The organism is Candidatus Clostridium eludens, from assembly GCF_045310515.1.
Lineage (GTDB): Bacteria > Bacillota > Clostridia > Clostridiales > Clostridiaceae > Clostridium_B > Clostridium_B eludens.
Genome location: NZ_JBJHZX010000020.1, coordinates 65,440 through 89,200 on the forward strand (window position 1 = coordinate 65,440; position 23,761 = coordinate 89,200).

The following is a 23,761-nucleotide window of genomic DNA, read 5'->3' on the forward strand; positions in this document are numbered from 1 at the left end:
AATAATTTACGTATTATAATAGTGAAGAAAATATCCTGCAAAAAGCTTCAAAGAACTTAATAAAAGGTGATAAGTTATCAAAATATTCCTGGGTAATTCTTTTGCTGTTTCGAATATCTTCAAAAAATAAATTTTCAAGTTCTTCTGTAGTTTCATCATCGTAAATCATTGCATTTATTTCATAATTCAATTCATAGCTTCTTATATCCATATTGGCAGTACCTATAGTACATACCTTACCATCTATAGAAGTTGTTTTGGAATGTATGAAGCAATTTTTATTATAAAAATAAACTTTGATACCATTTTTTACTAAATCCTCTAAATAAGTTCTGGAAGCATAATATGCCAGTATATGATCATATCTGCCTGGAAATATGATACGCACATCTACACCACTTAAAGAAGAAACTTTAAGTGCATTTAATATGCTTTCTGTAGGTACAAAATAAGGTGTAGTTATATAAACATGATCTTTTGCCATACTTATCATTTTTAAAACTGCCTGTTCAATGGCTGGAAATTCAGAATCAGGTCCGCTTTTTACAAGCTGCATTAACTTATTGCCTGTATCATTGTTTGACAGTTGGGGGAAAAATTCTTCAAAATTTCCATCATAAAAGAAATAGTCTTTATTGGCAGATTTTATTGTTGCAAAGTCATCTATAAAAACTGCCTGCAGCCCGAATACAAAGTCACCTTCTACCATTATGTGAGTATCACGCCAGTATCCATATTTACTATGTCCTATGTATTCATCTCCTATATTTATTCCTCCTACAAAACCTACCTTACCATCAATTACTACGGTTTTTCTGTGATTTCGATAGTTTATTTGAGTATTTATGTGTCTTAAAATTGGAGCCAAAAAATACGAATACTGAACTACATCTACTCCTGCTTCCTTTAAATCTTGTATATATTTTTTACCTAATCTTATACATCCCACCCTATCCAGTATAAGTCTTATACTTATACCATTTAAAGATTTCTTTATTAAAATATCTTTTATTTCATTTCCTATCTTATCGTTTTTAATTATAAAATATTCTATATGGATATGATGCTGTGCTTTTAAAAGTTCCTCCTTTAGGTATTTGAATTTTTCTACTCCATCTTTAAATATTTTTATAGAGTTATTTGTAAACAGAGGGGATTCGCTATTTTTAGAGAGAAGTTCAATTAAAGGAGTATAGGTGTTGTCTTTTATGTCTTTTATGGCCTCATATATTAGTTCCTCTATATTTATACTTGTTTCTTCATGAAGCTTATGTTTTTTCCAGTTACGGCCTAAAAATATATAGATTATTAAACCTAGAACCGGCAGCACTATAAAAACTGATAGCCATGCAATTGTTTTTTCAGGATTTTTTCTCTCTAAAATTATAACCGTTACAGATAACAGGGCATTCATAATAACTATAAAATAAAGAATATTTCTCATATTTTTAGCACCTCCCTTTTTCAAAATAAGACATTATATTGATTCTTATTTTATTCCTAATATCTTAAAAAATGTAATATATAACAGTGTCTAATAATAATATACACTATCAGTATAAAATTAATAGTAGTTTTAGTAAAATAGTAAATTTATAGATTGTTGGAAATAGAGTATTATTATAGAGTATATTTTTAGAAATAAATACTACAGAATACAAATTCAGGACAAATTTTTATAAAAATTTAAATAAAATTCATTATTTTTTATAAGTGTAATAGAGCAAAACCTGTGATATAATAATAATATAAATTATAATGAAAATCCAATAGAAATTGGGAGGGTAAAAATTGTTAAGATGCCAAATATGTGGAAAACCGGCAGACAAACATCATATAGTTTATAGAAGTCAGGGAGGATTAGATTTTCCTTTAAATTTTAAATATCTTTGTTCAGAGCATCACAGAGGAAAAAATGGACCTCATAAAAATAAAAAAATAGATTTAGAATATAAACTACAAATGCAGCAAAAGCTTGACACATTACTTTGTAAGAAGTTTTATACGCTGGATGAATTAGTTACCCTTCTTCAAATAAATAAAGGAATGTTAAAGAAACTTCTTAAGGATTATAAATTATATAAAGAAGGATATCAAAGTTTCGATATTATATATAAACTTATGGGCAACAAGAGATACACAGAATATATGATGGAAGAATACTATGATTTTATAGGTACAGGTAGCTTTTAAACAGTTCTTTGAAAATTCATTTCATAGGTTGTTATATTATCAAGGCGATTGGGTATAAATGGCATATAATCCATTGTTTTAAGGGGTCATTTATTATAAAAAGTGTGGTTAGCAGTATTATTGATAAAATTATCTCTCATAAGCACTTTATGTTAACTTAAATTTTACGACATGTAATAAAAGGGATAATGAATACAGGTCACTTTCTAAAAGATTAAGTTAGATAAGGGGGTTATTAACATGAAAGAGAACATACTTATGTTGTTAACACTAGAGGAAATAAGTAATATAACTAAAGGATTGAAACTTGCAATAGAGGCTGCCAGTAAGGATGAGGCAGATATTGATGAAGAATTGGAATATGATATAGAAGATGTACTTAGAAAATTACTTCAGGTAGAAGCTGAATGTTCCAGATAATACTAAAGGCTAGACCAATTAAATCTTTTTAATATCTACGGTTTATAGGTGTATTTTTAGCTGAATGATTGGTCTGGTAGTAAATTTTGAAGTATATATTTTATTTGTTATGATAGGTTAAAGAAAGTATTTAACTTTAAATATATAAAATTATAGAATATTAAGGAGTAGGAAAATATATGAATATAGCATTTTTTCTCACACCTAAAGAGGATGTAGTTTGTGAAACTCCAAATTCACCCGTGAGACAAGCACTAGAAAGAATGGAGAAACACAGGTATACAGCTATTCCACTTATTGATGACAGAGGTAAGTATGTGGGAACTCTCACAGAAGGAGATTTATTATGGAAGCTAAAAAATACTCCGGATTTTAATTTTAAAAATACAAGTAAAATATTATTAAAAGAAATCCCAAGGCATATGAATAATAAACCTGTCAGAATTAATTCTGATATGGAAGATTTAGTGTCTTTAGCTGTAAATCAAAATTTTGTTCCGGTAATAGATGATAATGATGTCTTTATAGGTATTATAAAGCGAAGCGATATAATAAATTATTGTTACAGGGAGTTGTTTAATAAAAATCATAATTTGATTGAAAATATGAAATGAAAATTTAAAATTAAGTCAGTAATATTTGTAAAATATTTATTGACAGTATAATATTTAGGTGATATCATATAAATAATTTAATTAGTAAATCCTTTGACGAGGAATAGTAGCTATAATTGTTAAATTCTAGAGAGTTGAGGAAGGTGGAATCTCAATATTTATAACATGTAGTGAATGGGCCTAAGAGGAGTAAATCGAAATTTATGTATGTAGAGAGTAGTGGTTAACGTTAGCCGTACGTTATAACGGATAGGACATGTTAGTGTCTGATAAAGAGGTGTTTTAAAAAGCACAATGTAGGTGGTACCGCGGGTAATACTCCGTCCTAGTTTTTAGGATGGAGTTTTTTTATTGAGTAAAATTCAAAGTGTAATTTGGTAAAAGCTTAACCTCTTTCTGTATTAGAAATTATTATATTTAGGAGGTGTTCCATTATGTTGTGAAAGCATTATGGTAACTATTATAAAAATAATTGCAATATTAAAAATAGTATTATTAATTTTAAGAAAACTGTATTTGAGATTATAATTTAAGGAGAGTGCTATTTATGAATTTAAAAAGAATGATTATAAATTCCATATTACTTGCTATAGGTGCCGTACTGCACCAGATCGTACCACCAATCATATTAGGAATGAAACCAGACATTTCACTGGCAATGCTTTTTGTAATACTTATATTTAATAGAGAATATAAGACTTGTCTTGCTGCAGGCATTGTAGCAGGTATTTTAGCTGCAGCAACTACTACTTTTCCAGGTGGGCAGTTTGCAAATTTAATAGACAAGTTCATAACTGTAAATATAATGTTTGTATTTTTGAAACCTTTTAGAGACAGAGTGAATAATCAGATAAATATTATAATAACTACTGCCCTTGGGACAATAGTAAGCGGATCTGCATTTTTAACAGTAGCGTTACTTACAGTGGGACTTGGTGCAGGCTTTAGTACAATGTTTCTAACAGTGGTTTTACCTGCGGCAGTTATAAATACCGTAGTAGGTGCAGTTTTATTTAATATTATAAATTTGGCTATAAAAAGGGGAGCTATTAAGGAAGTATAATTACAACTTTTTTACTAAGTCAATATAAAATATATTTTGTTCATAGCGTTAACTGTTCTAATATTAATTTTATAGAATATTAATTTTAAAATTGCATAAACTTTATTTACGCATAGTGAAAATGGCCGGGTGAATTTAACACCCGGTCTGATTTATTTGTAGGTAAGTATTGATTTAAACACATAAAAAATATATATTTATACATACAAATATCATTATGGTATAGGTACAAACTATATTATGGGAGGAGATATAATTATGCCTGAAAAATATTGGCCTGAAACAGTTATACTTTGGGGAGCTGGGGCTACCAAGGATTTAGGGCTTCATGCAACAAAGGAATTAATAAAACTAGTTTTGAATATTAGTAATAATGATTTTTCTTTTTTAAATAATAAGGATAAAAAACTTGCTGATGCATTTAAGAAATTAGTAACAGAAGATTTAATTAAAGACCCTTGGCTATCTAGCGTATATGATTTAAAAGCACTTGAAGCCATAATTAGCACCAATAATAAATTTAATATGCATGATCTTTTTACTATGTTAGATCAACTTATTGAAAATAATATGGGATTTAACGTATTTCACAATGGAAAAAGACAATTTTTAAGAGTAGAGAGGGTAAAAGCAGCCAAGCGATGTCTCATTTTACTTATTGAAGAATTGGAAAGATTAAGTGTACAAAAAATACCAGGATATGTAGACGGAAAGAAAATGGAGCCTTATCATCAATTTGCAAAGATTCTTACAGAACTTATGGTAGAAGAATCAAAAGCATTTGAAGGCCGGGGATATAAAAGGGATACAAGAAAGTTTTATCTTTATTCTTATGCCATAATATCATTTAACTGGGATCCTGTGATACTTTGGAATATATTTAATGTACATAAGGAACAAAATAGAAGTCCCATATGCTTGCAGGATGGATTGAAGTTACAATTATATGATGATTTTGGAACTAGAATAGCTTCCAGCCAATTAGATGGAGATGAATCTGAAATATGGTATACTTCAGATGAATCTCAATGTAAAAGTATTAATGACTATAATTATCCATCTAGAATAGCAAGAATAGGTAAAATATTGTTTCCACACGGTATGTTTGGTTCTAGAATCTGCCCGGAATGCGGGAAGTCTATAATTACATTTGAAGAAAAGTGGGATAGATTGTCTACGGAGATTTTTGGACCTTCTATACTACAAGATTTACAAAAGAACTGGAAGTATAAAACATACAAAGAAAATAAGTATAAAAAAGGAGCTATAGAATGTCCCTATTGTGGACAGATAACTTATCCTTATGATATGACGCTTATAATACAGAGTCTTTCAAAGCAAAGGAATGTAGCAGCGTTAGAAGAATTAAAAACTGAAATGGGACTCCTTATGAAAAATGCAAAACATATAATATTTGCTGGATATAGTTTGCCTTTAGACGATATTATGGTAAAAACATTCTTTATGTCCTCTATATCGGGAAATGACAAAAATAAATTGAAATGTACTGTAATAAATTATGATGAAAAATATAAAGGGGAAGATTGGTTAATAGGAGAAGATATATATAAATATATGAGAAAATCAAAAAATAATTCTGTAGTAGGATGTATAGAAAATGTGTTTGATATATTTTTAGAAAAAAATATAAGAGTATGCCTTAAAGGAATGCCTAATGTGCTTATGAAGAATGGAAAGGTCAGTAGAAAAAAAGTAATAGAACTGTTATATCCTAAAGAATATTTTGAGGAAGGTTTTCCTATAAAGAGAGATTAAATAATATTATTAATGATATGCAAAGATAAAAATAATTGTTAATTAATATACAACGCTATTGTTAATATAATAATATATAATGCTTTAAATTGTATAATAACAACGATTTCATCTATATATGAAGTGAAAATATATAGATAATATTTACTTTATATATAAAAATATTGTCTTTTTTTTAACTAACATATTGAACTTTTTTTCTAACATGATAAAATAAAATTGTCAGTATTTCTTAAAAACTGAACTAAATTTATGAAAAGGAGGTTCCGTGTTATATCTTGTTAGAATAACAACGGAGAAGACTAATGGAAAGACAATTAAAAACAAGATCAAAGTTTAATATTAGACAAATTGCGGTAATCGGCATGCTGTCTGCAATTTCCATTGTACTAGGGTTAACTGGATTGGGTTTTATACCTATTCCGCCTGTTAAAGCCACTATAATGCATGTTCCTGTTATAATAGGAGCAATTTTGGAAGGGCCTGTGGTAGGTGTTATGGTTGGACTTATTTTTGGCATATTCAGTATAATTCAGTCTATAACGGCACCCACACCAGTTTCATTTGCTTTTATAAATCCACTGGTGTCAGTTTTGCCAAGGGTATTAATTGGACTAGTATCTTATTATTTGTATAGGGCTATTAGCAAAAATAGAAAAATTATACCTATGGGAATAGCTGCGGCAGTTGGTTCACTGGTAAATACCGTAGGGGTTTTAGGAATGATATACCTCATATATTTAGGACCTTATGCAAAGGCTTTAAATATAAGTGTAAGTGCTGCCAAGAAAGGTATACTAGCAGTAGCTTTTACTAATGGTATACCAGAGATGATCTTATCTGTACTTATTACGGTTTCTGTTATTACTGCTGTTACTAAGGTTAGACATAATTAAATAAATAGTTTACAATTAAATTTAGATGTTAAATTGAAAAATTACCCTAAGTCTTTTCGACTTAGGGTTTTAGTATGGGAGGCGAAAATGAAGAGTATTTTATTTAATAGCATAGAAGGAATTAAGGTAGGAAATGCACAAAATTTAAATGGGCCTACAGGGTGTACAGTAGTTATATGTGAAGATGGAGCAACAGCGGGGGTTGATGTAAGGGGAGGTTCACCTGGTACCAGAGAGACAGATCTTTTGAATCCTGTAAATTTGGTAGATAAAATTCATGCAGTAGTTCTTGCTGGAGGAAGTGCTTTTGGATTAGATGCAGCAGGAGGTGTAATGCAGTATTTGGAGGAAAGAGATATAGGCTTTGATGTGACAGTTACAAAAGTTCCTATAGTTTGTGAAGCCGTTTTATTTGATCTTAGTATAGGGGATTTTCATATAAGACCGGATAAAGTTATGGGATATGAAGCTTGTAAAAATTCTGAGCTTAATTTGTGTGAAAATGGCAATATTGGAGCTGGTGCCGGGGCAACAGTAGGAAAAATAAAGGGAAGTGAATATGCAATGAAAGGGGGGCTTGGATCTTTTGCAGTGCAGGTAGGGGAGCTTAAAGTTGGAGCGGTGGTTGCGGTAAATTGTCTTGGGGATGTAGTAGATAGTAAAACTGGGAATATAGTGGCAGGAGCTTTAGATGAAGATGGCAAATCCTTTGCAAATACAGAAAGTATAATGCTTGAAACATACTATGAAAAGAAAAATTTATTTAACAGCAATACTACTATTGGAGTTGTTGCTACCAATGGAGAATTTACAAAATCAGAAATGAATAAAATTGCTTCTATGGCACATAATGGGTATGGGAGAGCTATGAGACCTGCTCATTCTATATTTGATGGAGATACTATTTTTTCTATGGCTACAGGAAAAGTAAAGGCGGATTTGAATGTAGTGGGATTTTTATCTGCCCAGGTAATGGAGACAGCTATTATGAATGCCATAAAAAGTGCAGATTCTATTTTAGGTTATAAAAGTTATAAGGATATCTAGTTTACAGTATGTATTCTTATTAACCTTAAATTGTGTTAATTTAAGAATAAAAAATATATAAATTAAGTTTTAAGCTAGAAACCCTATATTTATGATAAAATATGAATTATAATTGCATTAATATAGATAAAAGGAGATGGGATTTTATGATAAATAATGATAATTTAAACTCCATAAATGAAACAATAGATAAAACTGATAAAGAGCAGGTATGGAGTGCACTTGAGAATTTAGTTAAAAATGAAGACGTTTTTGAAGTAGCTATAAAAGAAGCAGTTAAGGGAGGAGTAATAGCTGATTTATATGGGTTTAGAGCTTTTATACCTGCTTCTCATATTTCCGTAAAATATATAGATGATTTGAAAGAATTTGTTGGTAAGACCTTAAGAGTAAAGATAATACAGTTAGATAGAAGTAAAGAAAAAATTGTTTTATCAGGAAAGGAAGTGGAAAAGCTAGAACTTGAAAAAAAGACAGAAGAATTCTGGGGTAATATATCAAAGGGGGATAAGATAGAAGGAATAGTAAGCAAGATTACAGCATTTGGAGTTTTTGTAAACTTAGGCGCTGTGGAAGGCCTTGTACATATATCGGAATTATCATGGAAGAGAATAAAGGATCCTTCAGAAATAGTATCTGTTGGAGATAAGGTACAGGTTTCCGTATTAAATTTAGATAGAGATAGAAATAGAATTTCTCTTTCTATAAAGCAAGCTTCAAATAGTCCCTGGGAACATATAGAGGAAAGATACAAATTAAATGATATAGTAGATGGAATTGTAAGTAAAGCCATAAATATAGGTGCCTTTGTGGAAATTGAGCAGGGATTGGAAGGGTTAGTTCACATATCTGAAATATCAGATGAGCATGTTACCAAACCTTCTGAAGTTTTAAATGTAGGAGATAAGGTAAAAGTGAAAATACTTAATATAGATGCGAAAGCCAACAGGATATCACTGAGTATAAAGGCAGCAGCAGATAAGTCTTCTAAAAATTTTAAACAATATTTAGATAATGATAACCATAAAGTTACATTGGGTGATTTATTTGAGGATAAACTAAAAAATATAAAATTCAATTAAATGGATGCTTAAATTTCTGTGATTAAGTATATAATCTATGATAAATATTAATGCTTAATATTTGAAATAAGAAAAATTTTAGGATAGATAAATAATAGGTGAATAATTATGTAATAAAATATAGTAAAATATATAATTTCTATTTATTATTAAATAAAAAGCGTAGTGATAAATGAAAGTTGGTGTTAATATGGATTATAGAGTTTCAGATATGTTAAACATATCTGAGCTTAAGGATTTAATGGAAAGTATCTATAATATGACAGGAATAGCATGTGTTATTAAAGACGTTAAAGGCGAAATACTAAATATGGTTTCCGGGTATAATATATTTGATAATTTAGAGAGTTCTGATTGTTATAACAATATACTTAAACAAATTGAAAGAGGAAAGAAGGTAGGTGTCTACAAATATAGTAATGGTTTGGTTTACATAGGTATACCTATATTTGTATCACAAAAACATGTTGGAACTATATTTTTAAGTCCTGTGTTTTTAAAAGAAAGTCATAGAAAATCTTTTGAAAAACAGCTAAAACTCCGTAATCCTAATAAAGAAGAATATGTAATAAATATAGAAAAAATACCTGTTACAGGGTGGGGAAATTATAAAAAAATTATTAGATTTTTTTATAATTCTTCTTTAATACTAGGTAAAATAGGAGATAGAATTATTGAGGATTTACATAAAAATAAAATGCTGAACCAAAGTTATAGGGAACTTTCCAATGTATATGAGCAATTGAGTATAGCACAAGATGAGTTAAAGATTCAATATGATAAAATTGAAAAGATAGCCTATTATGATCAATTAACGGGACTGCCTAATTGGAATTTTTTTGGTGAGCAAGTTGAAAGTAGAATTGAAAAAAATCCTCAAGAGGGGTTTTCTATATTTCAAATAGATCTGGATAATTTTAAAAATGTGAATGATATATTTGGGTATGAGTATGGGGATAGACTGTTGAAAGAAATAGGAAATACTCTAAACTCACTAAATATGGGTATAGTTTCAAGAACAAGTGGAAATGAATTTTTAATTTTAAAGGATGGATATGAAGATATAGAAAGTTTGAATAATACTGCTCAATATATTTTGAATACAATAAGTGGCTTGTGGAATTTAGATGGAAACGAGACACTGGTATCAGTTAGCATAGGTATAACAGTTTATCCGAGACATGGAGATAAATTTACCACGTTGATTAGAAATACAGATATAGCTTTAAATAAAACTAAATTATTTGGTAAAAATTCCTACAGATTATTTGAAAAATCTATGTATGATGAAATTTTAAGAAAAGCCGAAATGGAAAAAGAATTAAGAAAAGCAATAAAAAATAATGAATTTATTTTATACTACCAACCTCAAGTGGATGTAAAAACTAGAAAAGCAGTGAGCTTTGAAGCCTTAATTAGATGGAAAAGTCCAAAACTAGGATGGGTTATGCCCTTAGAATTTATAGGTCTTGCTGAAGAAACAGGACTTATAGTACCTATAGGAGAATGGGTACTTAAAACTGCTTGTATGCAAAATAAAACATGGAAAGATAAAGGATATATATATGATTTCATATCTATAAATGTTTCTCCTATACAATTGAAAGATAGGAATTTCTTAAATATAATAAAAAAAGTTTTAAAAGAAACTGAGCTTAAATCCCAGTTTTTAGAAATAGAAATAACTGAAAGTGTTATGATGGAATCTCTTGAAGGAAATCTAAAAGTTATAAACGAACTTAAAAACATGGGCATTAGAGTAGCATTGGATGACTTTGGAAGCGGATATTCTTCTTTGAATTATTTAAAAAGTATCCCCATAAATACTCTTAAAATTGATAAAACCTTTATAGATGGCATATGTAAAGATTCTTATAAAGACATTATAACCGATCAAATAATAAAGCTTGCCCATAGAATGGAATTAGAAGTAGTAGCAGAAGGTGTGGAAGGTGAAGAACAGATACAATCTTTAGAAGGGAAAAATTGCAATAAAATTCAAGGATATTATTTTGGAAAACCAATGCCTTCAAATCATGTGGAAAATTTCTTTAAAAAACAATTTATAATATAATCTTAAAAAAAGAAAAGAACTATTGACATTATACTTGTTGTGTTTTATAATTTATCTTGCGGTTGTAAAAATCCCCTATTTTTCATAGGTAGGGGATAAATTGTTTAAGCAGAAAATTTACACTGGTAATTTTTATAAAGTAGTTAGTGGTATTTTATGTTATAGAAGTTTTTGCTTTTATGTTGGGGTGTAGCCAAGTGGTAAGGCAGTGGACTTTGACTCCACCATTCGTAGGTTCAAATCCTGCCATCCCAGCCAATGCAATGGTTTACTAGCTCAGTTGGTAGAGCACATGACTTTTAATCATGGTGTCCGGGGTTCGATTCCCCGGTAAGCCACCAGTTTAATTAAATTGATATCCATTATATGCAGGTGTGGCGGAATTGGCAGACGCACTAGACTTAGGATCTAGCGCCTATGGCGTGGGGGTTCGACTCCCTTCACCTGCACCAAAGTAAAAAACAGGTTTTGATACAATCAAAGTCACCTATTTAGGTGGCTTTGATTGTATTTGTATAGATAAAAATTCTTGTGTTTATTCGAACGCTACCATTGCTAACACCCCCATCTTCTTCTTCAAAGTGGGGGATAAGCACTGCTACACGCCTGGATAAGTTCTTCCCCTAAAGGATAACGTATTCTAAGTGCTAAAGACACTAAGAATACTGTTAATAAGATTCAGATGGAGAAAAGCATTCCTCATGAGCAAACTCCACCTGAATCTAAGAATCACTTGACATAGCAGCGTGAATTAAAAAACTATAAAATTATGAGAATAACTTATAGCTTAACAGGCATAATAGAAGAATGTATCCTTTAAAAATAAATGAAGGGAGTTATACATTGTTTATGGGTATGAGTTGGCAGAATAGTGTAATATTTGAACTTATTTTAATACTAATACTTACGGTGATTAATGCATTTTTTTCAGCAGTGGAAATGGCAATAGTTGCTTTAAATAAAAGAAGAGTTTCCTATCTGGCAGAGGAAGGAAATAAGAAGGCACATATGATATTGAGACTATTGGATGATCCAAGTAACTTTTTAGCCACAATACAGGTGGGAATAACTCTTGCAGGATTTTTTGCCAGTGCATATGCAGCTACTACACTGTCAACAGGATTTGCAATTTATTTAGATAAAATGAATATTCCATATAGCAGTAAAATATCTGTAATTATTATAACTATATTGTTATCATATATTACTCTTGTGTTTGGAGAATTATTTCCAAAAAGAATTGCCCTGCAGCATTCAGAAATAATAGCAATGGTATTCATAAGACCTATTCTGTTTATAAGCAAGATTATGCTTCCTTTTGTAAAATTACTTTCAGGTTCTACTAATTTAATTATGAAATTATTTAATTTAAGCACAGAAAATGTAGAAAATCAGGTGTCAGAAGAGGAAATTAGATCTATGATAGAACTTGGACAGGAAAATGGAATTTTTAATCAGTCTGAGCTGCAGATGATAGAGGGAATATTTAAATTTGATGATAAGTTGGCTAAAGAAGTTATGACTCCTAGAACGGAAGTGTTTGGCATAGATATAGATCATATGTTTTCTGATACTGTTAAAGATATAATAGAAGAAAAATATTCTAGAATACCTGTCTATAAAGATGATACAGACAACATAGTGGGAATACTCTATATCAAAGATTTATTTGTAGAAATTATGAAGAATTCTATAGATGATATAGATATAAGAGCTTTGCTTAGAACACCTTATTTTGTACCAGAAAATAAAAATATAGGTGTGCTTTTTAAGGAACTTCAAAGTACTAAAAATCATATGGCAATTTTAATTGATGAATATGGTGGATTTTCAGGTATTGTAACTATAGAAGATTTAATTGAGGAAGTAATGGGTAATATATTTGACGAATATGATGACAATGAACAGTATATAAGTAAACTGGATGAAAATACCTATCTGGTTAGCGGACTTCTATCTATATATGAGGTGAATGAGTTTTTAGATTTAGAATTAAAATCAGATAATTCAGATACTATAGGTGGATTTGTAGTGGAGCTTTTAGGAAGTATTCCAAGAGAAGGAGAGGAGAATACTGTAGAGTATGAAGATATAATTTTTAAAATTGAAAGGGTAGATGAAAAGAGGATAGAAAGTTTAAAGATATATGTTCCTGATAAAAATCAGGATGAGGTATATGATGAAGAAATTTAAATATTTATGGTTATTTAAGATATAAGTGGCATATAGGCGTATTTTTATAATATGATTTTATTTTTCTTGAAATTTAAGAGTTTTTGTAAATTGATATAAGTTTTCAGATAATTTATTATGGGTATAATGGGTTTATTTTCATATCCACATGTAGAATAGGAGGGGCAATATGGAATTAGACAAAATATTTTTTGGTAAGTTTTTAAGAAATGCTTTTTCAGATCCTGTAAAGGTTAGATATTGGGATGGAATGGAAGAAAAGTACGGGGATGGAAAAGTGAAGTTCAAAATACATATAAATGGAAATATTCCTAAAAAAGATCTTTTGAGGGATCCTTTCCTTGCAATAGGAGAAGCCTATATGAATAATTTAATTGATTTTGAAGGGAATATTAGAGAAATAATAGAATCGGTATATAAAAATAAAGATAGCTTTTTAAATAAAGCTGAAATGTTTTCAAAGCTTTATAAGGTTATTCCAGGTACTTTAAAAAGAAGTAAAGAAGATGTACAGTATCATTATGATTTAGGGGATGATTTTTATAGTCTTTGGCTTGATGAAACAATGACTTATTCCTGTGCATATTTTAAAGAGGAAGAAGATTCTCTTTACCAGGCACAAATAAATAAAGTAAATTATATATTAAAAAAACTTAACTTAAAAGAAGGACAAAAACTTTTGGATATAGGATGTGGTTGGGGGCAATTGATTATCACAGCTGCCCAAAAGTACGGAGTAAATGCTTTAGGTATAACTCTAAGTGAAAAGCAGTTTGAAAAGGCAAATAAAAAAATAGTAGAGAATAACTTACAGGAAAAAGTTGAAGTAAAATTACTTGATTATAGAGAACTGCTAAAAAAGTCATATGAGTTTGACAGAATAGTAAGTGTAGGAATGATTGAACATGTAGGAAAGAAGAATTTACCTTCTTATATAGAAGATGTAAAATCTATGCTAAAAGAAGGAGGTATATCACTGCTCCATTGTATTACCGCACAAACAGAAGGGGAAGTTAATCAGTGGATAAAGAAATATATATTCCCAGGAGGTTATATACCGTCCATAAGAGAATTAGTAAGCTTAATGGCAGATAATGACCTTCATCTTATAGATGCAGAGAGTTTGAGATTGCATTATTTTAAAACGTTAAAATGTTGGGCGGAAAATTTTGAAGGTAAGTTAAATGAAGTTAGAAAACTTAAAGATGATAAATTTATACGAATGTGGAGGCTTTATTTAAATGCTTGTTCTGCTTCATTTCATTATGGAGTAATGGACATACATCAATTTTTATTTACAAAAGGACTTAATAATGATATTTCTATAACTAGAAATTATTTATATGAAGGTTAAATATGTTAAAAAAGTCAGGGTAAGTACCCTGTTTTTTTATTTTAATCTATACCCATAGATTTTGAGTTTTTTATCCGATCGCTACCACTGCTAACACCCCCATCTTCTATCAAAGTGGGGGATAAGCACTGCTACGCGCCTGGATAGGTTCTTCTAAGGTTCAGCTGGAGAAAAGCAGTTCTCATAAGCAAACTCCACCTGAACCTAAGAATCACTTGATAAAGTTTTCACTTTTTCCTGTATGGAATAGTATATTAAATTTTGAAGATTGTATAAAAAGTGAAAGTCCGTGTTCGTATATTAAGTTCTGTTATTTTCTAAAGAATTTTATATAAGTAGAATATTATAGTTTTAATAGATTATTTTTTTAACTTTTTTAATATTGTGCATAATCGCAAAAAGTGACTTTTTTCGTTTATAATGGAACAGTATGATTTAAAATGTAGATATTACTTAAAAGGAGTATGAATTTATGGATATAAGTGATTTTATTGTCTCTGATAAGCAGAAGCATAATGGATTTGAATATGGAATAAAGCTGGTACCTAAACGAGCAATGGATAAATTTGTAGACAGTATTTTAGTCTTAGCTAGAAAAAACATAAGTGAATGTAATAAATATAAAATTTCTTTTAAGAAGAGATGTGGTGTTAAAACTATACTGAATGATTTTGAGTTAACGGAAAAAGACTTTTTAATCTATATAGAATTTCTAACTGTTTTTAAAAATTCAAATAATAGAATTGAAAGATTTCAAGTTGGAAATTTTAATACTATAGAATTGACCCTTCTTAGTAAAAAAATGATAAAAATATCTGTAGAAAAGAATGGAACTAAATTATTCTTTAGTATATCAAAAAAAGAGCTAGAATTTTATATAAGTATGTTAAAGAATATGTATTTAGATAATGCAGGAAAGTCATCTATTTATCACATGAATTATATAGTAAATCCTTTAATTAAAAAGGAAAGAGAAAAACTTTATACTGAAGTTTTATATACTCTTATAGACGGGGCTTTAGATAATAAAAATGAGGAATTATTTAGGTCGCTGTGTAAAGAACTAAAAAGTGTTAGATTAAAGTAAAATCTAACACTTTTTAATGTATATTAAAATATTTGATAATGTAGTTGTAAATAAATTTTATCTCTGATAGTATTTTAATAAAATCTATTATGTAGAGGAAGATGATATTTTGAATAGGAAATATATAAAAATATGTGGTATTATTTTATTTATCTTATTGATATCAGTAGGTTATGGTGGTTATAAGTATTATAATAGTAAATCGTATAATAAACTTATACATAAGGCCGACAGCTATATGAAAAATGGCCAATATAAAGAAGCTGTAGATGCTTATAAGGAAGCTCTTAAATATAAGAATGATTATAATGCTGAAAAGAGTATGGAAAAGGCTGCAAAAAAACTAAATGAAAGTTCAAAAAGTGAAGGACAAGAAAAGAACAATATTGCAGATGAGAAAGATACTGTAGATGAGAAAGATAATGTAGAAAACAAAATCAATAATATTACCAAAGAACAAGCATTACAATTGACATCTAAGTATTATAAAGACAAAAATGAGAATACTAAATTTGTTTTTGATCATGAAACTGTAAGAGATAATGAAGCTTATTATGTTATACAAGTTTTTGATAATATGGAGGATCATTCTGCTACAGAAGGATGGTATTATGTTAATGAAAAAAATGGTAAGGTATATGAATGGGATTTAGGAGGGAATAAACTTGTTCCAGTAAATTAGAATAAGGCATTCAATCTGAACTTAAGAATCAGTTGATTCAAACAAATATAAAAAATACCATATGAGTAAAAATAAAATTTTTATGGAAATTAAGATGATAAATTTCGTGAATTTACCTAAAATGCTTTACAAATCCAGTTCTTTCTGATATGTTAATATTATGTAACCGGTTTACAAATATAACTTATAAGGGGGACTATTATGAATGCGAACGAAACACAAAATGTTATACAACACATTAAAATCGCTAATTGTGATCCATCAGCATTAGGATTATTTGGACTTGCTGTGGTAACGTTAGTGGCTTCTTCACAGAAGCTTGGTATTACTGAAGGTACTTCATTTATACTTCCTTGGGCGGTATTTTTAGGTGGCTTTGGACAACTGTTTGCTTGTATTAATGATTCTAAGAGACAGAATACTTTTGGAGCAACGGCATTTGGCGGATTTGCATTATTCTGGTTTGCGGTAGGTGTATCATGGATGATTAAAGCAGGTGCATTTGGACAAGGCCTCTCAACAGTAACAGATCCAAAACAGTTGGGAATTGCATTTCTAGGATACTTGATATTTACTGTATTTATGACTATAGGAGCAGCTGAGGCTAATAAGGTACTATTTATAATTTTTTTCTTTTTAAATTTTTTATTTATTGGATTGATGCTTAATTCTTTTGGAGTTGCGCCTGAATTTTCTCTTCAATTAGCGGGAATTTCTGAATTACTAGCATCCATTGTAGCTTTTTATGGTTCTGCTGCAGCTGTATTAAATCCTCACTTTGAGAGAGAATTTTTACCTATAGGAAAACCCTTTGGTATATTTAAAAAATAAAATTATAATTTAATGTACATTAAGATTCTTGATATAAAGAGAGGGAACAATATTTCCAGCGCCTAAATGACGCTGGCTTTCACTGTGTATTTTATCAGAACTAAAAGTTAGAATAAAGTTGTTCTTATTTTGGCACCCTGAAGTGGTATTCAGGAGTGTCTTTTGTAATTGCTTTAAATTCATAACCTAAATCCTTATAATATTTAATTATTTCCGGAAGTACCTTACAGGTGTTTTCGTTAGTAGCATCACAGTGTGCTAGTAGAAATATTTTATTAGGATTAACACATTTTTTTGTAGCTTCATTAAAGAGCTTATTAACTGGTGTTTTATAATTTATACCGTCTGATAGAGAGAGATTCCAGTCATATATTTTATATCCGGAAGAATGCAACTTTTCTAGGAGAGAGGCGTTTAAGTGATTTTTGCTTCCTGTAGGAAATCGTATTATTTTGGGGTCAAATCCTAAAATACTTTTCACCTGATTTTCTGTTCTGGCCATTTCATCTAAAAAAGAGTTTTCATTGGAATATATTACATTGCATTTATGGGTGTATGTATGTAGCCCTATGCTATGCCCTTCATCATTCATTCTTTTCAATAAGTCTTCTCTACCTTCAATTTTATAACCTATTATAAAAAAAGTTGCTTTTATATTCTCTTGTTTTAAGATGTCTAATATTCTGCCTGTAACTACAGTACTAGGGCCATCATCAAAGGTAAGATATATTACTTTATTGTCAGAAGATGTATTTAGATCATTCTTTGCAGAAAATGAGGTTTGTGAAAAGGCTTTTATAGGAATTGTATAATATAATGTAAAATATAAAATACATATTATGGTTAATAAAAAATTTTTAATTTTCATTAGAAATATCTCCTTTTCTTCTAGGATTTTGTCCCTATTAGTATGTACTTTTATGATTTATTTATAAGTATATAAATAAAAAGCTTTTAAAATAGCTTTTGTTATGTTATATAAGTGTGATAATATATGTTATATTGGTTTATGATAATTTAATTATTTTGACATATATAAAAGGAGTGAAAACAGTGGAAGTTTATTTTGACAACAGTGCTACCACTAAGCCTTATAGTGAAGTTATAGATTCTATAGCAGATACTATGAGAAAATATTATGGAAATCCTTCTTCTGCATATTGTTTAGGTTTAGAGGCAGAATTAAAGATGAACGAAAGCCGGGATATAATAGCACGTACCATAAATTGCAGTAGAGATGAAATAGTGTTTACCTCTGGAGGAAGTGAAAGTAATAATTTTTTAGTAAAAGGTTTTGTAAAACCAGGTAAGCATATTATAACCACTAAAATAGAACATCCTAGCCTTTTAAATACTTGTAGGGCATTACAAAAAGAGGGAGTAAAGGTTACTTATTTAGATGTAAATAATAGAGGAGAGATAAATTTAGAAGAACTTGCTTCAAGTATTACTAAGGAAACACAAATAGTAAGTATAATGCATACCAATAATGAAATTGGCACGGTTCAACAAATTGAATCCATAGGAAAGTACATAAAGGAAACAAATAGCAGGATAAAATTTCATGTAGATGCAGTTCAAGCTTATGGAAAGTATAATATAGATGTTAAGAAATATAATATAGACTTATTATCTATCAGCGGACATAAAATACATGGCCCCCGGGGTATAGGTATTGCTTATATTAGAAAGGGGCTTGTTCCGGTTCCTTTAATATATGGAGGAGGACAGGAGAAAGGCTTTAGGTCAGGTACCGAGAATCTGGCATCTATTGTTGGATTTGGAAAAGCTGTTGAGAAAATATATGAAAATAGGGAAAAAAATTTTACTAAAATACATAAATTAAAAAATTATTTTATAGATAAGCTGAGTAACATACCTAAGGTTAGAATAAATAGTCAGGGTAATAATTATTCTCCTTACGTATTAAGTGTATCTTTCATAGGAATTAAAGGAGAAGTACTACTTCATATGTTAGAAGAAAAACATATATATGTTTCTACCGGTTCTGCATGTTCTGCTAGGGACAATAAAGAAAGTCATGTATTAAAAGCTATAGGATTGAAAAAGGAAGAATTAGATGGTACTATAAGATTCAGCTTTGCAGAAGATAATTCTATAGAGGAAGTGGAGTATACTTTAGATGTATTGGATGAATCTTTAAAATTTTTAAGGAGAGTTGGTAAATGAGGAGATTATTACTTGTAAAATATGCATCGGAAATATTCTTAAAGGGATTAAATAAAGGTAAATTTGAAAAGAAATTAAAGGATAATATAAAAACTGTTTTCAAAGGCACCCAGTATAATTTTGTAGTGGATCAAGGGAGATGGTTTATAGAGTGTGCTAATTTTGAAAATGGTATAGAAAAATTAAAAAGAGTATTTGGGGTATCAGAAGTTTGTGTGGTAGATGAAGTAGAAGCTAACATAGAAAAAATAAAAGAACAGGCCCTTAAAAGTGCTCTTGAAAACAAGGGCAGTACTTTTAAGGTAGTTACTAAAAGGGCAAATAAAAGTTTTCCAGGAACGTCTATGGATATAAGTGCAGAAGTAGGAGCATACATTTTAGAGAATACTAGGGATTTAACCGTAAATATAAAAAAACCGAAATTTGTAATTAATATAGAAATAAGAAACAATGCCTATGTGTATTCGAATAAGATAAAGGCAGTAGGAGGAATGCCTTATGGCACCAATGGAAGTACCATGCTTATGCTCTCGGGGGGAATAGATTCACCTGTGGCAGGATATATGATGGCAAGACGGGGAGTTCAATTAAGTTGTGTATATTTCCATAGTCATCCATATACTAGCGAAAGAGCTAAGGAAAAGGTTAAGGAATTGGCTAGGATATTAAAAGAATATACAGGAAGTATAAATCTTTACATAGTGCCTTTTACAGAAATACAAATGCAGATAATTGAAAAATGTAGAAAAGATGAATTGACTATAATAATGAGAAGATTTATGATGAGAATAGCTTGTCAGATAGCTCATAACTACAATATAAATTCTGTAACTACTGGTGAGAGTGTAGGTCAAGTTGCCAGTCAAACTATGGAAGGCTTGGTGGTAAGTAATGATGTAGCGGATAGGCCTGTTTTCAGACCTCTTATTGCTACGGATAAAATAGATATAATGGATATGGCAAGACAAATTGGTACTTATGAAACATCCATATTACCTTATGAAGATTGTTGTACTATATTTGTGCCTAAACATCCTAAAACAAAACCAAGAGTTAAAGAAATAAGAAAAGCGGAAGAAATTTTAAACATAGAAACTTTAGTGGAAAAAGCCATTAAGGATACTGAATTTTTATCTATGTAAGGCATTTTTAGATGATTAAAAAATCACAGTAAAAGTGCGGCTTTATTCTTTTAAGCCGCACTTTTTTCAGTATTTAAAGATTTCTTATTTGATAGTGATACTTTTTCCATTTAGAATTTTAAGTATGTTGTTTTCGTATCCTATATCATAGGTAATACTGTATTTATTTATGTTTGAATTTGATTTACTACCTTGAGTGGCCTCTATTACGGTCAACACTTCCATATTTCCATTATCTAGCTTGCGGCAAGTCATGCTGTCTATTTTTACGGATATAGTTTCTATATAGTCTTTTCTAAAGTTATCATAGGATGTACTTTCCTGCCAGCTGGAACCCAGTAATGAATAAGCAGTTACATAATCCTTAGAATTAAGACTGTTGTAAAAATAGGAAATTAAATAAGCTGCATCTTCTGTGGATGGATCTAAACTTTCTTCAATGGAACCATCTGTGTTTTGAGATGAAGATGTATATGTGTTAGGGTTAGCAGACCAAGTATCTACAAGAGAAAGGACTTGGGTTATTGGTATGCTAAAACCTATGGACTCATCTCCTGATTTGGCAGAATTTATGCCTATTACCTCACCTGTATTTTTATTTAGAAGAGGACCACCGCTGTTGCCGGAAGATATAGGGGCTGAAATTTGATATACTCCTTTGTATTTGTAATTTCCTATATTAAATTCTCTGTTTAGACCACTTAGTATACCGATAGTAGCTGTATTTTGTAGACCTAACGGACTTCCCAGTGCTATTATTTCATCGCCTATATCTGCTTTGTTGGACTTTGAAATCTTTATAGGAGTTTTTCCTTTTAGCTTGTCAACTCGGACTAAAGCTACATCTGTAACTTCACTTTTACCTATAAGGATACCTTTATAAGTGGTAGTGTCAGACATTTTTATTGTTATGGAAGATGCACCATCCACTACATGTGCGTTGGTTATTATATCTCCTTGGGTATTATACAAAAATCCAGAGCCGATGACTTTTCCAGTACTTTTCTCTACTTCTACAGATACAACTAATTTTTGATTTTCATGTATTATTGTTTTTAAGTCTTTAGATTTGGGCGTAGTCACATCTTCTATATTCCCTAATTTAGACGGGTTTTTAGATGTTTCAAGGCTTATATTTTTGTGTATGAGAAAACATAATAGTATTCCACAACATATAACAGTAGCTGTTATAATAAGGGAGATTACAAAGTTTCTAGTTTTTTTCATGTTAACCTCCTACTGTAAAAACCAGGTTATATTTGTGATTTTAATATGATGACCATTTAATATTTCATATTCTGTATTTTTAAATTCTCCTGTAGCAGCAATATCTAAATAATTAGGATATACATAAGTAGAACCACTGCCAAGTTTTTTATTATTTGAATCAAATATATCGTAGTATATTTGTATTGAACTTATAGGTCTGGTAGCTATGTTTTTAATAGTTCCCTTAATAACAAAATCCCCATATTTGTTTATATTTGTAGATGTGGAGGTTACCTCCACTGCATTGGTTTTATTATTTTTATCTTCTAAAGCTGCTGAAGTCATTGCCTGTTGAATTCTATCTTTTTCAGCTTTCTCGAAGGAATCCTTTTCAGCTAATATGGTCTGTTTGAAGTTAATTAGCTTCTCATCATTTGGATTGTAGGTAATTCCCTTATTTATGATCTCCAGAGCAGAAGTAAAATTATTGTTTTTTAGGTATTCATTTGCAGTATCATAGGCTACACTGCTTATTCTGTTTCTCAATTCTTTTGCGGTTTCCTTAGCTTCTTCTATATTGTAAGTGGATATTTTAGTAAGTAGTTCAGATAAATCATCTATACTACTTTTGTTATTCATTTCACTTTTTATCTGTATTACATTTACAGCCATTCTTTTGCCTTCTATGTTTTTATTTAGCATAGAGTAAAAAGCTCCTTGCTTATTATATATTAGATTGCTGGCTTCATCCAATTCATTGAAAGCCTGTATGTAATTTTTCTTTTTAATATAGTTGTCTACAACATTTATATGTGAATTTACTGTTTGTCCATCTTGTAAAAATTCTTTATCAGCTTTTAAAGTTTGATTATTAGGTCGTAAATTTAAAGCTTTACTTATTTCTTCATAGGCTTTTGATATATTACCTTGAAGTGCCATACTTTCAGCACTTATCCTTTTCTTTTCTATGTTTTTTGAAAGGGCTATTTCATAAAAGTAGTAACCAGAGGTTATAAATATCACAAATATTATAGATAAAAGAGGAATAATTGTATTCAGATTTTTGTAAAAAGGAAGTTTAGCATGATTTTCAGTTTTACTTTCTTTATTATAACAAGTAACTTTTAGGTTATTTGCACATTTATCTGGGGATAAAGCTTTCATTTGATCTTTTTTTATTGTTTGTTTTAAAGCTTGTCTAATTTTGTGAACTTTAATAGTGCTGCCATTTAAGTTATTTTCTTTTTCTAGGTCTTTTTCCAGCTTAGATCCACAACTGTGACAAAATACAGCTTCATTGGAAACTTCAGTTCCACATTTAGAACAAAATATCATAGTTAGTATTCTCCTTAGCACTGTATTAATTTTGATACTCAGTACAACTATTATATCCTGAAGTATCAAATCTAGATAAATATTGAAGATTAAAGTGTCTTAAATATTTATTACGTTGTATATTTATTGTACCAAAAATTTTATACTTGTACTATATTAATTTTATTATAGCAAGTATTATTACATTATGTAAATATATGTATAAGATGCGTATAAAATATTTGTTTACTGCCTGGATTATAATTTAAAAAATTTTAATTAAAGCATAAAAGGTATAATATTATAATTAAGTAAGTATTGTGTTAAAATATAATAATGAATTTAGTTGACATTTGGTAAAAAGGGAGGTATATAACAGTTGAAATAAATCTATACAAATCTATAAAAATATATTGAATAATACTAAATTTCATGTTTTTCTTATTTCAAGGAGTGATTAACTTGAAATATTATTCAATAGGTGAATTTGCAGAACTAATAGGTAAAACACTCCAAACACTAAGAGCCTGGCACAAAAAAAGGAACTTTTATTCTACATCTAAAACAAAGAAGATGATTAAGGAGTTGTTGGAA

Annotated in this window: 20 protein-coding genes, 3 tRNA genes, 1 pseudogene and 1 other annotated feature; of the genes and pseudogenes, 20 read left to right on the top strand and 4 right to left on the bottom strand. The window is 29.6% G+C overall.

The genetic code is table 11. From position 1 onward, the window contains the following. Positions 1 to 13: 13 nt before the first annotated feature. A complete protein-coding gene (gene cls, locus ACJDU8_RS14090; RefSeq protein ID WP_406792787.1) occupies positions 14 to 1,444 on the bottom strand; it encodes a cardiolipin synthase in 1,431 nt (476 codons plus the stop codon). A gap of 347 nt (positions 1,445 to 1,791) precedes the next feature. Here cls and ACJDU8_RS14095 point away from each other — a divergent pair, with 347 nt between their 5' ends. From ACJDU8_RS14095 to ACJDU8_RS14175, 17 genes are all read left to right on the top strand, one after another. Further along, positions 1,792 to 2,193, top strand: a complete 402-nt coding sequence (locus ACJDU8_RS14095; RefSeq protein WP_406792788.1) for an HNH endonuclease — start codon at positions 1,792 to 1,794, stop codon at positions 2,191 to 2,193. A gap of 240 nt (positions 2,194 to 2,433) precedes the next feature. Beyond that, positions 2,434 to 2,613 (top strand): hypothetical protein, encoded by a 180-nt coding sequence (locus ACJDU8_RS14100; RefSeq protein WP_406792789.1) that lies wholly within the window; start codon positions 2,434 to 2,436, stop codon positions 2,611 to 2,613. 179 nt (positions 2,614 to 2,792) lie between these two features. Further along, on the top strand, positions 2,793 to 3,227 hold the full coding sequence (locus tag ACJDU8_RS14105; RefSeq protein ID WP_406792790.1) for a CBS domain-containing protein: 435 nt from the start codon (positions 2,793 to 2,795) through the stop codon (positions 3,225 to 3,227). Between the two features lie 84 nt (positions 3,228 to 3,311). Next, positions 3,312 to 3,558 (top strand) — a binding site (T-box leader). A 216-nt stretch (positions 3,559 to 3,774) separates the two neighbouring features. Further along, entirely contained in the window at positions 3,775 to 4,290 is a 516-nt protein-coding gene (locus ACJDU8_RS14110) for a tryptophan transporter (protein ID WP_406792791.1), read from the top strand. Positions 4,291 to 4,548: 258 nt separating this feature from the next. Next, positions 4,549 to 6,066: a hypothetical protein gene (locus tag ACJDU8_RS14115; RefSeq protein ID WP_406792792.1), complete on the top strand. Its 1,518-nt coding sequence runs from the start codon at positions 4,549 to 4,551 to the stop codon at positions 6,064 to 6,066. Positions 6,067 to 6,371: 305 nt separating this feature from the next. Continuing rightward, a complete protein-coding gene (locus tag ACJDU8_RS14120; RefSeq protein WP_406792793.1) occupies positions 6,372 to 6,962 on the top strand; it encodes an ECF transporter S component in 591 nt (196 codons plus the stop codon). Between the two features lie 87 nt (positions 6,963 to 7,049). Beyond that, the gene (locus ACJDU8_RS14125; protein ID WP_406792794.1) at positions 7,050 to 8,009 is read left to right on the top strand and encodes a P1 family peptidase; all 960 of its coding nucleotides are present in this window, start codon (positions 7,050 to 7,052) and stop codon (positions 8,007 to 8,009) included. A 146-nt stretch (positions 8,010 to 8,155) separates the two neighbouring features. Next, the gene (gene rpsA, locus ACJDU8_RS14130) at positions 8,156 to 9,091 is read left to right on the top strand and encodes a 30S ribosomal protein S1 (protein WP_406792795.1); all 936 of its coding nucleotides are present in this window, start codon (positions 8,156 to 8,158) and stop codon (positions 9,089 to 9,091) included. A 172-nt stretch (positions 9,092 to 9,263) separates the two neighbouring features. Next, entirely contained in the window at positions 9,264 to 11,165 is a 1,902-nt protein-coding gene (locus ACJDU8_RS14135) for an EAL domain-containing protein (protein ID WP_406792796.1), read from the top strand. A 183-nt stretch (positions 11,166 to 11,348) separates the two neighbouring features. After that, positions 11,349 to 11,423 (top strand) — tRNA-Gln (locus tag ACJDU8_RS14140). 7 nt (positions 11,424 to 11,430) lie between these two features. Continuing rightward, positions 11,431 to 11,506, top strand: a tRNA-Lys gene (locus ACJDU8_RS14145). Positions 11,507 to 11,533: 27 nt separating this feature from the next. Next, positions 11,534 to 11,617 (top strand) — tRNA-Leu (locus tag ACJDU8_RS14150). Positions 11,618 to 12,014: 397 nt separating this feature from the next. Continuing rightward, the gene (locus tag ACJDU8_RS14155; protein ID WP_406792797.1) at positions 12,015 to 13,358 is read left to right on the top strand and encodes a hemolysin family protein; all 1,344 of its coding nucleotides are present in this window, start codon (positions 12,015 to 12,017) and stop codon (positions 13,356 to 13,358) included. A 169-nt stretch (positions 13,359 to 13,527) separates the two neighbouring features. Continuing rightward, a complete protein-coding gene (locus ACJDU8_RS14160) occupies positions 13,528 to 14,712 on the top strand; it encodes a class I SAM-dependent methyltransferase (protein ID WP_406792798.1) in 1,185 nt (394 codons plus the stop codon). 472 nt (positions 14,713 to 15,184) lie between these two features. Then, positions 15,185 to 15,799, top strand: a complete 615-nt coding sequence (locus tag ACJDU8_RS14165) for an IDEAL domain-containing protein (RefSeq protein WP_406792799.1) — start codon at positions 15,185 to 15,187, stop codon at positions 15,797 to 15,799. Between the two features lie 109 nt (positions 15,800 to 15,908). Next, positions 15,909 to 16,481: a hypothetical protein gene (locus tag ACJDU8_RS14170; protein WP_406792800.1), complete on the top strand. Its 573-nt coding sequence runs from the start codon at positions 15,909 to 15,911 to the stop codon at positions 16,479 to 16,481. Between the two features lie 201 nt (positions 16,482 to 16,682). After that, positions 16,683 to 17,312: an acetate uptake transporter gene (locus tag ACJDU8_RS14175; protein ID WP_406792801.1), complete on the top strand. Its 630-nt coding sequence runs from the start codon at positions 16,683 to 16,685 to the stop codon at positions 17,310 to 17,312. A gap of 124 nt (positions 17,313 to 17,436) precedes the next feature. Here the strand turns inward: ACJDU8_RS14175 and ACJDU8_RS14180 are convergent, their stop codons facing one another. Further along, positions 17,437 to 18,180, bottom strand: coding sequence for a polysaccharide deacetylase family protein (locus ACJDU8_RS14180; protein ID WP_406792802.1), 744 nt, complete (start codon positions 18,178 to 18,180; stop codon positions 17,437 to 17,439). Positions 18,181 to 18,365: 185 nt separating this feature from the next. Between ACJDU8_RS14180 and ACJDU8_RS14185 the strand changes: the two genes are divergently transcribed. Together ACJDU8_RS14185 and thiI are read left to right on the top strand one after the other, a co-directional pair. Next, a complete protein-coding gene (locus ACJDU8_RS14185; RefSeq protein ID WP_406792803.1) occupies positions 18,366 to 19,502 on the top strand; it encodes a cysteine desulfurase family protein in 1,137 nt (378 codons plus the stop codon). Then, positions 19,499 to 20,644, top strand: a complete 1,146-nt coding sequence (thiI, locus tag ACJDU8_RS14190; RefSeq protein ID WP_406792804.1) for a tRNA uracil 4-sulfurtransferase ThiI — start codon at positions 19,499 to 19,501, stop codon at positions 20,642 to 20,644. Before ACJDU8_RS14185 ends, thiI begins: the two co-directional genes overlap by 4 nt. Positions 20,645 to 20,728: 84 nt before the next feature. On the opposite strand, the gene ACJDU8_RS14195 is transcribed toward thiI, so the two are convergent. After that, positions 20,729 to 21,871 carry a S1C family serine protease gene (locus ACJDU8_RS14195; protein ID WP_406792805.1) on the bottom strand — a complete coding sequence of 381 codons (1,143 nt, stop codon included), beginning with the start codon at positions 21,869 to 21,871 and terminating at the stop codon, positions 20,729 to 20,731. Between the two features lie 9 nt (positions 21,872 to 21,880). Then, complete coding sequence (locus ACJDU8_RS14200) at positions 21,881 to 23,188, bottom strand: FxLYD domain-containing protein (protein WP_406792806.1); 1,308 nt, start codon at positions 23,186 to 23,188, stop codon at positions 21,881 to 21,883. Between the two features lie 441 nt (positions 23,189 to 23,629). Here ACJDU8_RS14200 and ACJDU8_RS14205 point away from each other — a divergent pair. After that, a pseudogene (locus ACJDU8_RS14205) lies at positions 23,630 to 23,707 on the top strand (MerR family transcriptional regulator); the annotation flags it as partial. Between the last annotated feature and the right edge of the window lie 54 nt (positions 23,708 to 23,761).